Source organism: Shigella sp. SIG6, assembly GCF_053555815.1.
In genome coordinates, this window is sequence record NZ_JBQZXC010000111.1 from 1 (window position 1) to 11,611 (window position 11,611).

Annotated in this window: 9 protein-coding genes and 1 pseudogene; 4 read left to right on the forward strand and 6 right to left on the reverse strand. The window is 51.8% G+C overall.

The window, feature by feature from the left end:
- Positions 1–8 precede the first annotated feature (8 nt).
- From ACUU1M_RS15715 to ACUU1M_RS15725, 3 genes are all read left to right on the forward strand, one after another.
- Complete coding sequence (locus ACUU1M_RS15715; protein ID WP_000182054.1) at positions 9–1,058, forward strand: YeiH family protein; 1,050 nt, start codon at positions 9–11, stop codon at positions 1,056–1,058.
- Positions 1,059–1,131: 73 nt separating this feature from the next.
- Positions 1,132–1,989, forward strand: a complete 858-nt coding sequence (gene nfo, locus ACUU1M_RS15720) for a deoxyribonuclease IV (protein ID WP_000873892.1) — start codon at positions 1,132–1,134, stop codon at positions 1,987–1,989.
- A 2-nt stretch (positions 1,990–1,991) separates the two neighbouring features.
- Positions 1,992–3,080, forward strand: coding sequence for a sugar kinase (locus tag ACUU1M_RS15725; RefSeq protein WP_001064963.1), 1,089 nt, complete (start codon positions 1,992–1,994; stop codon positions 3,078–3,080).
- A 55-nt stretch (positions 3,081–3,135) separates the two neighbouring features.
- Here the strand turns inward: ACUU1M_RS15725 and ACUU1M_RS15730 are convergent, their stop codons facing one another.
- The 6 genes and pseudogenes from ACUU1M_RS15730 to fruB all read right to left on the reverse strand — a co-directional run bounded on the left by ACUU1M_RS15730 (position 3,136) and on the right by fruB (position 10,084).
- Positions 3,136–4,065 carry a nucleoside transporter C-terminal domain-containing protein gene (locus tag ACUU1M_RS15730; RefSeq protein ID WP_000353889.1) on the reverse strand — a complete coding sequence of 310 codons (930 nt, stop codon included), beginning with the start codon at positions 4,063–4,065 and terminating at the stop codon, positions 3,136–3,138.
- Positions 4,066–4,158: 93 nt separating this feature from the next.
- The gene (gene psuG / locus ACUU1M_RS15735) at positions 4,159–5,097 is read right to left on the reverse strand and encodes a pseudouridine-5'-phosphate glycosidase (RefSeq protein WP_001292479.1); all 939 of its coding nucleotides are present in this window, start codon (positions 5,095–5,097) and stop codon (positions 4,159–4,161) included.
- Positions 5,085–6,026: pseudogene (locus ACUU1M_RS15740) on the reverse strand (pseudouridine kinase). Before ACUU1M_RS15740 ends, psuG begins: the two are co-directional and overlap by 13 nt.
- Positions 6,027–6,307: 281 nt before the next feature.
- The gene (gene fruA, locus ACUU1M_RS15745) at positions 6,308–7,999 is read right to left on the reverse strand and encodes a PTS fructose transporter subunit IIBC (RefSeq protein ID WP_000854471.1); all 1,692 of its coding nucleotides are present in this window, start codon (positions 7,997–7,999) and stop codon (positions 6,308–6,310) included.
- A 16-nt stretch (positions 8,000–8,015) separates the two neighbouring features.
- Positions 8,016–8,954, reverse strand: a complete 939-nt coding sequence (fruK, locus tag ACUU1M_RS15750) for a 1-phosphofructokinase (protein ID WP_000091248.1) — start codon at positions 8,952–8,954, stop codon at positions 8,016–8,018.
- Positions 8,954–10,084, reverse strand: a complete 1,131-nt coding sequence (gene fruB, locus ACUU1M_RS15755) for a fused PTS fructose transporter subunit IIA/HPr protein (protein ID WP_000487265.1) — start codon at positions 10,082–10,084, stop codon at positions 8,954–8,956. Before fruB ends, fruK begins: the two co-directional genes overlap by 1 nt.
- Before the next feature lie 367 nt (positions 10,085–10,451).
- Here fruB and setB point away from each other — a divergent pair.
- Positions 10,452–11,611: sugar efflux transporter SetB (gene setB / locus ACUU1M_RS15760; RefSeq protein WP_449144687.1), on the forward strand; the 1,160-nt coding region annotated here is incomplete at its 3' end.

Sequence of the window (11,611 nt, forward strand, 5' to 3'; positions counted from 1 at the left end):
AGAGGGTTATGACGAATATCACCTTACAGAAACAACATCGTACACTGTGGCATTTTATTCCGGGGTTAGCCCTGAGTGCAGTTATCACCGGGGTCGCCCTGTGGGGTGGTTCCATTCCCGCGGTTGCGGGTGCCGGGTTTAGTGCCCTCACCCTCGCAATCTTGTTGGGGATGGTTTTAGGCAACACCATCTATCCGCACATCTGGAAAAGCTGTGACGGTGGTGTGCTGTTTGCCAAGCAATATTTATTACGTCTGGGTATCATTCTTTATGGCTTCCGTCTGACGTTCTCGCAAATTGCCGATGTCGGTATCAGTGGGATCATCATTGACGTGCTGACGCTGTCCAGTACCTTCCTGCTGGCTTGCTTCCTGGGGCAAAAAGTGTTTGGTCTGGATAAGCACACCAGTTGGTTGATCGGTGCCGGTAGCAGTATCTGTGGTGCTGCCGCGGTACTGGCGACTGAGCCGGTAGTGAAAGCGGAAGCCAGTAAAGTAACCGTGGCTGTTGCAACCGTTGTTATCTTCGGGACCGTCGCGATTTTCCTCTACCCGGCGATATATCCGCTGATGTCTCAATGGTTTAGTCCGGAAACTTTCGGTATCTACATTGGTTCTACTGTGCACGAAGTGGCGCAGGTGGTGGCGGCAGGTCATGCCATCAGCCCGGATGCAGAAAACGCAGCAGTTATTTCCAAAATGCTGCGCGTGATGATGCTGGCTCCGTTCCTCATCCTGCTGGCGGCGCGTGTTAAACAGCTGTCTGGGGCGAACAGCGGCGAGAAAAGCAAAATCACTATTCCGTGGTTTGCCATCTTGTTCATCGTAGTTGCCATCTTTAACTCGTTCCACCTGTTACCGCAGAGCGTGGTGAACATGCTGGTAACGCTGGATACCTTCCTGCTGGCAATGGCGATGGCGGCGCTGGGTCTGACCACTCACGTCAGCGCGCTGAAAAAAGCTGGGGCGAAACCTCTGCTGATGGCACTGGTACTGTTTGCCTGGCTGATTGTTAGTGGTGGTGCGATTAACTATGTGATTCAAAGCGTCATCGCATAAACCACTACTTCTTGCTCCTGTTAACCCGCTATCATTACCGTTTTCCTCCAGCGGGTTTAACAGGAGTCCTCGCATGAAATACATTGGAGCGCACGTTAGTGCTGCTGGCGGTCTGGCAAATGCCGCAATTCGCGCCGCCGAAATCGACGCAACCGCGTTTGCCTTGTTCACCAAAAACCAACGTCAGTGGCGTGCCGCACCGCTCACGACGCAAACCATCGATGAATTCAAAGCCGCCTGTGAAAAATATCACTACACATCGGCGCAAATTCTTCCCCACGACAGTTATCTGATCAACCTCGGACATCCGGTCACTGAAGCTCTGGAAAAATCGCGCGATGCCTTTATAGATGAAATGCAGCGTTGCGAACAACTGGGGCTTTCTTTGCTCAACTTCCACCCTGGCAGCCATCTGATGCAGATTTCAGAAGAGGATTGCCTTGCGCGTATTGCCGAATCCATCAACATTGCGCTGGATAAAACTCAAGGTGTAACAGCGGTGATTGAAAACACCGCCGGTCAGGGCAGTAACTTAGGGTTTAAATTCGAACATCTCGCGGCGATTATCGACGGCGTGGAAGATAAATCCCGCGTCGGCGTCTGCATTGATACCTGCCATGCTTTCGCTGCCGGGTATGATTTGCGTACTCCAGCCGAATGCGAAAAAACGTTCGCTGATTTTGCCCGTATTGTCGGCTTTAAGTATCTGCGCGGGATGCACCTTAACGATGCGAAAAGTACCTTTGGCAGCCGCGTTGACCGCCATCATAGCCTCGGTGAAGGCAATATCGGTCATGATGCGTTCCGCTGGATTATGCAGAACGACCGTTTCGACGGCATTCCGCTGATCCTTGAAACCATCAACCCGGATATCTGGGCAGAAGAGATCGCCTGGCTGAAAGCGCAACAAACTGAAAAAGCGGTAGCCTGAAGATGAATAACCGGGAAAAGGAGATCCTTGCAATTTTACGGCGTAACCCGCTGATTCAGCAGAACGAAATTGCGGACATGCTGCAAATCAGTCGTTCGCGCGTTGCGGCGCATATTATGGATTTAATGCGCAAAGGCCAGATTAAAGGCAAAGGTTACATTCTCACCGAGCAGGAATACTGCGTAGTGGTGGGGACAATCAATATGGATATTCGCGGGATGGCGGATATCCATTACCCGCAAGCGGCTTCTCATCCCGGTACAATTCATTGCTCGGCAGGCGGCGTTGGACGCAATATCGCCCACAATCTGGCGCTGTTAGGCCGTGACGTCCATTTGCTTTCAGTGATTGGCGATGACTTTTATGGCGAAATGCTCCTGGAAGAAACGCGCCGTGCCGGCGTGAATGTCTCCGGCTGCGTTCGTTTGCATGGTCAAAGCACATCGACGTATCTGGCAATTGCCAATCGAGACGATCAAACCGTGCTGGCGATTAACGATACCCATCTGCTGGAACAGTTGACACCGCAACTACTGAACGGGTCGCGCGATTTACTTCGTCATGCGGGCGTGGTACTGGCTGATTGCAACCTGACAGCCGAGGCGCTGGAATGGGTCTTTACCCTCGCTGATGAGATCCCGGTGTTTGTCGATACCGTTTCAGAATTCAAAGCGGGCAAAATCAAACACTGGCTGGCGCATATTCACACCCTGAAACCCACTTTACCGGAGCTGGAAATTTTATGGGGACAGGCGATCACCAGCGATGCTGACCGTAATGCCGCAGTGAATGCATTGCATCAGCAAGGTGTTCAGCAACTGTTTGTTTATTTGCCCGATGAGTCAGTTTATTGCAGCGAAAAGGATGGTGAACAATTTTTGCTGACTGTGCCAGCGCATACGACGGTAGACAGTTTTGGTGCTGACGATGGTTTTATGGCGGGTCTGGTATATAGCTTTCTGGAGGGAAACAATTTCCGTGACAGCGCCCGTTTTGCGATGGCCTGCGCGGCAATTTCACGCGCCAGCGGCAGCTTAAACAACCCTACCCTGTCTGCCGATAACGCGCTGTCATTAGTGCCAATGGTGTAACAATGTTGCCGGATTCGACGCTTGACCGCATCTAATCCGGCTCATAAATTGCACACTACGCTAAACCAATAAAGAACCCGGCAATGGTGGCACTCATCAGATTAGAAAGTGTCGCCGCCGCCAGCGCGCGTAAACCAAGCTGGGCGATTTCCGGCGCACGGTGTGGCGCAACCGCAGAAAACGCCCCCACCACCACCCCGATAGAACCAAAGTTAGCGAAACCGCACAACGCGAAGGAAATAATCGCCACGGTTTTAGCATCCAGAGTGCCAGCCGTTTGCAGATAGGGTGAGAAATTGAGATAAGCGACAAATTCATTTATTGCCAGTTTCTGTCCAATCAAACTCCCGGCAAGATTTGCATCACTCCAGTCAACACCCATTACCCACGCAAGTGGGGCCAGCAGGTAACCTAAAATGGACTCCAGCGAGGCATGTTCAAAACCAAACCAGCCGCCAACGCCGCCGATAATACCGTTAATTAACGCAATGATGGCGACAAATGCCATAACAACTGTCGCTACACCGGCGGCGATTTTCAGCCCGGTCATTGCCCCTGTCGCAGCGGCTTCAATAATGCTTTTTGGCGGTGTTTCGGTGAAAGAGAGGTTATTAAAAGAAACCTGCGAAGATTCCGTAGCCGGGCTTAACAGGCGGGCAAACAAGATCCCGCCAGGGATCGCCATTAACGATGCCGCCAGCAAATATTCCACAGGTACGCCCAGTGCAGCGTAACCAATCATTGTCGAACCAGCAATCGAGGCGCTACCGGCATCACTGTAAGACATCACTTTATGAACGCCTAATGCCGCCTGTTCTACTGCCCATTTTCCCGGTGGGAAGTAGAGCATGATGCCACCAATAGCGATTTGCAGCAGCAGTGCGGCTCCAACCGTGCGCAAACTGATGCTCTTTTTATTCACTGACAACAGAAATGCTATTGCCAGTAACACCACCATCCCCACAACACTTCTCATTATATCCATAATGATTTTCCCTTCATGCCAGTAAACCCGGCGTCAGCACCAGGTTTTGGTATGCTTGATGAGTACGGGCGACGGCTTTCTGCCCGTCAGAAATTAACCCGCGAGACGCTGGTATTCTTTGGCAATTTCACTCGCCAGAATGGCGTTGTTGAACACCAGCTGGATATTGGATTTCAGGCTGTCACCGCCGGTCAGCTCAGCAACGCGCGCCAGCAGGAACGGTGTACTTTCTTTACCAATAACGCCCTGCTCTTCGGCTTCGGCGACGGCTTGATCTATGGCTGCATTGATAGATTCCTCCGGCATCGCAAACTGTTCCGGGATCGGGTTCGCTACCACGAGGCCACCGTTCAGCCCGCTTTGCCATTTCACCGCCATTGCACGGGCAATTTCACTGGCGCTGTCGAGACGAATGCTGACGTCAAACGAGCTTGTACGGCAGAAAAACGCAGGCAGCGCTTTAGTCTGATAGCCAATTAACGGCACACCGAAGGTTTCTAAATACTCAGTGGTTAATCCTAAATCGAGAATAGATTTCGCCCCGGCACAAACAACGGTGACATTAGTATTTGCCAGTTCTTGCAAATCGGCAGAAATATCGAAGGTATGTTCCGCCCCGCGATGCACACCACCAATTCCCCCGGTGGCAAATACTTTAATTCCGGCAAGCGCCGCAATAATCATCGTTGAAGCCACAGTGGTTGCGCCATTTTTTCCGGCGGCAACAACAAAAGGTAAATCGCGACGACTAACTTTGGTCACGTTATGCCCTTCACGACCCAGTAATTCAATTTTTTCTTTGCTTAAACCCACTTTCATCACGCCGCCAATAATGGCGATAGTGGCAGGTACTGCGCCCTGTTTACGAATAGTTTCTTCTACTTCAATTGCGGTCTGGGCATTTTGTGGGAACGGCATCCCGTGAGAAATAATGGTCGATTCCAGCGCCACAACCGGTTTTTTGTTTTTTAAAGCGTCCTGCACTTCCGGAGAAATTTGTAATAATTCAGGGGAAATTTTTAATTCAGACATTCTGCGTTCTCCACTAACGATATAACGTTGGCAATCGATAAATCGGGGTTATTGGTGTATTCACAGGAGAGCGCCATTGACGAACATCCCTGTGCGAAACGAACAGATTCGGCAAACGGCATTCCGTCTACCCAACACGAAGCAAGTCCCGCCATCATGGCATCGCCCGCTCCGGTAACATTAATAACATTGGTTTTGATCGGCGCAGACCAGCCATTTTCACCGCTGATATCGCTGTAATAAACGCCGTCGCCGCCCATGCTCAATACCAGTCGGTTCAGGCCATGTTGATGGAACCAGGCAGCAACTTTTGCCACATCGTCACGCCCTGACAGCGCAATCCCACTCAGGGTTTCCGCTTCAAGGCGGTTTGGCTTCAGAGTGTGGATCTGATTTAGACGGTCGCGCACTTTGACACATTTCCACGCTGAAACCGGATCGACAAATACGGGTACGTTGGCGGCATTATCCAGAATCCATGCCAGTGCCTCTTCACTGATATTACAGTCCGCGACAATGACCTTTGCCCTCTGAATAAATTCACGGTGCTGTGCGAGATATTCAGCTGTAATAGCGTTGCTAATATTCATGTCATTTATAGCAACCAGCATTTCACCGGTATTATCGAGTAATGATAAATAACTCGACGTATTTTCTCCCGGCACAATCAGGCATTTATCGACATAAACACCAGATTGATTGGTTTGCGTTAGCAGCGATTGACCATAAAAATCACTGCCTACGGCGCTCAGTAGCTAGGCTTTGTTACCCAGCAACGCCAGGTTTTGTGCAATATTGCGCCCTACTCCACCAGGCGTAAATTTTATTTTACCTGGATTTGAATCCGCATAATTTAATGATTCATGTGAATATCCGGCGACATCAATATTCGCCGAACCTATAATTACGACATAATCCTTTTCGCGCATAGCACGTCCTCTGGTAAAAAATTACCAACCCTGTCAATCCACAAGAATATAGATACTGCAAAGACGGTTTAAACATGTGTTCATATTTAAACATGTGCTCATAGTATGCATGTTTTACGTAAAGTAAATTACCGCCAGAGAGGCAAAATGGGCAGATTTGAGCAGGCTCACAAAATGCGATTAAATGCCTGAATTACAAAAGCGAGGAATTTGTTACGGGATGCACAGAACAGGAACACTAAAAAAGGGCAGGAAATTTCTGCCCTGTAACACACCTTTTATTACGCTGCTTTCGCTACTGCGTCCACTTCCGGACGTTTCAGGAAGGCATAGGCCAAACCCGCCACCAGCGTACCGGCAATAATTGCTACCAGGTAACCCAATACCGGCGTAATAGCGCCAGGGATCAGCAGAACAAACAGACCACCGTGCGGTGCCATCAGTTTCGCACCAATCGCCATTGAGATTGCGCCAGTCAGCGCCCCACCCACGATACAGCACGGCAGCACACGCATCGGATCACGAGCAGCAAACGGAATTGCACCTTCCGAAATGAAGCACAGTCCCAATACCAGAGCGGCTTTGCCACCTTCCTGCTGCGCTTTGTCGAATTTGCGACGCGCCACCATTGTTGCCAGGCACATTGCCAGCGGTGGCACCATACCTGCCGCCATAATCGCCGCCATCGGGCCATAGGTTTGAGTACTCAGCAGACCCACACCGAATGCGTACGCTGCTTTGTTTACCGGACCGCCCATGTCAGTACACATCATGCCACCGAGGATCGCCCCCAGCAGAACCGCATTCGCAGTCCCCATGGTCTGCAGCCAGTGAGTCAGCCCTTCGAGAATGCCAGCAACTGGTTTACCGATCAGGTAGATCATCGCCAGACCGACCACCAGACTGGAAATTAGCGGAATGATCAAGATCGGTTTCAGCGCCTCCATACTCTGCGGCAGTTTCAGTTGCGTACTGATTAACTTCGCAATGTAACCAGCCAGGAAGCCCGCAATAATACCGCCAATGAAGCCAGAACCGGTGCTGACCGCCAGCATACCGCCAATCAGACCCGGCGTGAGGCCCGGACGATCGGCAATGGAGAAGGCAATATAACCTGCCAGTACCGGCACCATCAGCGCAAAGGCTGAACCACCACCAATCTGCATCAGCGCCGCTGCCAACGTACCCGGCTCTTTAAACGCTTCGATACCAAAAGCAAAAGAAAGCGCGATACACAGACCACCAGCAACGACCATCGGCAGCATGTAAGAGACGCCCGTTAGCAAGTGACGATAAGCGCCTGCACTCTCTTTCTTACCTTCAGTGGTCGCCGTTTGAGCTTTGCCCGCCGGTTCATACGGCGTTGCTTCAGCAACCGCTTTATCCAGTTCCTGCGAGGTTTTCTTCAGCGCCAGACCGGTAGAGGTACGATACATCGGTTTACCAGCAAATTTCGCCAGATCCACTTCGATATCTGCCGCCACAATCACCAGATCCGCTGCGGCTACTTCCTCGGGAGTGATTGCATTACCCGCGCCAACAGAACCACGGGTTTCAACTTTCACCCACCAGCCACGTTTTTTCGCTTCGGTTTCAATGGCTTCAGCCGCCATAAAGGTGTGTGCTACGCCAGTCGGGCAAGCAGTCACCGCAACTACGCGTTTCGGACCGCTGGCGGCAACCGGTGCTGTCGCAGTGACCGGCGCAGTGTAAGGTTTCGCATGGCCTTTGGCTTCACTCAGGAACAGCTCAGGGTGCGCAACTGCCCGGGAAATATCACCCAGCCAGACATTTTTACCGTTCAGCGCGCTGTCATTCGGGATGGAATCACCGAGAACAATCGCCATTTCTGCGTCGTTCGGATTGTCGATGATTTCCAGTTTTGCTTTTCGCGCCGCCGCGCCCAGCAGGGTCTTCGCCATATAGGCGCGTGCCTGACCGAGATTAGCGTCAATAATCAGCAGCGTTTTCATTATGCCTCTCCTGCTGTCAGTTAAAAGGTTGTAAGTCGACGCGCGCCATCATTGCGGCCAACTGCGGACGATCGGTAATACCCACATTGCTTTGACTTACCGCCAGGGCTGCAACAGCTGTCGCCAGACGCAGTGTGTGTTCACTGGATTCACGCATCAGCAAGCCATAAATCAGGCCACCAACCATAGAATCCCCTGCGCCAACGGTGCTTACGACATCGACTGACGGTGGTTTAGCGATCCATTCGCCGGAGGCATTAACCCAAAGCGCGCCTTCGGCACCCAGTGAAATAACAACATGCGCAATACCTTGTTCACGTAGCGCATGTGCAGCTTCAATCACATCTTTCATTTCAGGCAGTTTACGGCCTGCCCAGATTTCCAACTCGCGGCGGTTAGGTTTCACCAGCCACGGTGCCGCTTTCAAACCTGCTACTAACGCTTCACGGCTACTATCAAAGATAATGCAAGGACACTGACTACGCAGGCGAGTCATCCAGTCGGTGAACGCTTCCGGGCTGACGCCTGACGGTAAGCTTCCGCTGACACAGACCATATCGAACTGACCGAGCCAGCTCAGAGAATCAGTCACAAAGCGTTCCCAGTCGGCGGGGGTGACTTCAAAACCCGAGAAGTTGAAGTCGGTCACTTCGCCGTCTTTTTCCGTCAGCTTAATGTTAATTCGGGTGCGCCCCTGTACAACCTGGAAACGGTTGGCAATGCCCAGCTCGCTGAACAGTTGCTGAAAACCATCCTGATTGTCTTTACCCAGGAAGCCGCCAACGGTGACATCAATTCCCAGGTCTTTTAATACTTTGGCCACGTTGATGCCTTTACCCGCCGCATGCAGACCGGTGGTTTTCACCAGGTTCACTTCGCCGCGTTCAATTTCCGGGCAGAAACCAACAAGGTCATAAGCCGGATTAAGGGTGATCGTAGCAACACGTCTGCTCATTATGCGCCCTCCCCAAGACCAGCAGCGATAGCGTCGCCAATGGCTTTCAGCGCCTGTTCAGCATCTGCACCCTGGGCGGTAAAGCGTAGGCGATGACCTTTCTTAACGCCAAGTGCCACAACTTTCATCAGACTACGTCCGTTTGCCGGTTTGCCGGTGCCATCAAGGTTTGTCACGGTAATATCACTGTTAAATTGTTTAATGGTATTGACCAGCATGGTACCTGGACGAGCATGCAGGCCGTGTTCATTGCGCACCACAAACTCCGCGCTTAACACGTCGTCGGTCGGCGCATCATCGCTGGTCAGCAGCGCCAGCAACGTTGCCGCATCCGCTTTCAGCAAGCGGTCAGCTTTATTGTCGAGCAACAAATCAGCGAGACGCTTAAGAACCGCGATGGGCTGATCGTCATTCATCGCCACACTCACCAGCATGGCTGCCGTTTCGCCGTCCACATCAAAAGCATTTGCCGCACGGCTTACCGCAATCGCACTACGCAGATTGCCTTCGGCGCTATCGCTCAGCCAGATACCCTGTCCGAGACTCAGCGGTTGTTCATTGATGGCTTTGGTGACGAAAGTGGCGTCAACTGCCCTCGCCTCTTTCAGACGCGCAGCGTTCAGCGCCTGAAGAGTCAGCAGATCGCTGGCGACGATATCCAGCGTCAGCATTTCGTTGTCGAGCTTCAGCTGCTCACTCTGCTTTTCGCCCATCAGTAATGCGCGAAGTTCTTCTGCTGTTGTTGCTGACTTCAGTTGTTCAGCAACGGAATCATCGCTCAGTACGTGGGTCAGCTGGCGTAGCAGGCCCAGATGTTTATCCGAGCTGGCAGCAATACCGATTGCCACGTACGCTACCTGACCGTCACCCCAGGTGACGCCTTCCGGGAACTGAAATACCTGAACGCCGGTTTTCAGCACCTGATCGCGGGTGTCGGTAGTGCCGTGTGGAATAGCAATACCATTGCCGAGGAACGTTGAGGTTTGCTGTTCGCGCGCCAGCATGCCATTGACGTAGCCTTCTGCTACATTACCGGCCTGCACCAGCGCCGCAGCGACCTGGCGAATCGCCTCTTCTTTGTCTCCGGCCTTTTCGCCCGGATGGATGTCCTGTACGGATAACTGGAACATAGTTCTCCTCTCTTGCTGAATTGAAACGATTCAGCCTCTATGAGAAAAAAAGCGCCAACCTGGCTTAGGGTTAAAGACAAGATCGCGCTGAAACGTTTCAAGAAAGCATAATACTTCTGTTTCAGCACGCAAGGAAAGCCGTAAAGTTATGAGCAAAAGTTTGATGTGCTGCACAATTTTTTGTCATTTTTCCTAATTGCTGATGGGAAAATCCGTTATCAGCAATTTCATTTCAGCAGCGTCAGCAGCCAATCAGCAACAGTGAAATGGCATTTTGATTATTCGTGGCGCTTTTGATTTCGCTGTCTGTTTATTTTCTGACAAGCAGCGTAAACTCCGCGTCTTCCTCTTCCAGTGATCGACCAGCATGCATAACTCCCCCGCAGGCTCCAGCGCGAAATCGTTTGACCTGACCTCGACGGCGTTTTTAATCGTTGCCTTTCTCACCGGTATTGCGGGTGCTCTGCAAACCCCGACACTCAGTATTTTCCTTACCGATGAAGTACATGCCCGTCCGGCGATGGTGGGATTCTTCTTTACCGGCAGCGCTGTCATTGGGATTCTGGTAAGTCAGTTTCTCGCTGGGCGCTCTGATAAGCGCGGCGATCGCAAATCGCTGATTGTCTTTTGCTGCCTGTTAGGCGTGCTGGCCTGCACCCTTTTTGCCTGGAATCGCAACTACTTTGTTTTGCTATTCGTTGGCGTCTTTCTTAGCAGCTTTGGCTCGACCGCTAACCCGCAAATGTTTGCCCTTGCCCGTGAACATGCCGACAAAACCGGACGTGAGGCGGTGATGTTCAGCTCTTTTTTACGCGCTCAGGTTTCACTGGCATGGGTCATTGGCCCACCGCTGGCTTATGCGTTAGCGATGGGTTTCAGCTTTACGGTAATGTATCTGAGCGCAGCGGTAGCGTTTATTGTTTGCGGCGTGATGGTGTGGCTGTTTTTACCGTCGATGCAAAAAGAGCTTCCGCTGGCGACCGGCACGGTTGAAGCGCCGCGCCGTAACCGTCGCGATACGCTACTGCTGTTTGTCATTTGTACATTGATGTGGGGCTCGAACAGCCTGTACATCATCAACATGCACATGCCGCTATTTATTATCAACGAACTGCATCTTCCCGAGAAACTGGCCGGTGTGATGATGGGGACCGCCGCCGGGCTGGAAATCCCGACGATGTTGATTGCCGGATATTTCGCCAAACGTCTGGGTAAGCGTTTCTTAATGCGCGTTGCTGCCGTGGGTGGCGTCTGTTTTTACGCAGGAATGCTGATGGCGCATTCACCTGCCATTCTGTTGGGCTTGCAGCTGCTAAATGCTATTTTTATTGGCATTCTGGGCGGCATCGGGATGCTCTATTTTCAGGATTTGATGCCCGGTCAGGCAGGTTCAGCCACCACGCTCTATACCAACACGTCGCACGTGGGCTGGATCATCGCAGGATCAGTGGCGGGCATCGTCGCCGAGATCTGGAATTATCACGCTGTGTTCTGGTTTGCGATGGTGATGATTATCGCCACTCTGTT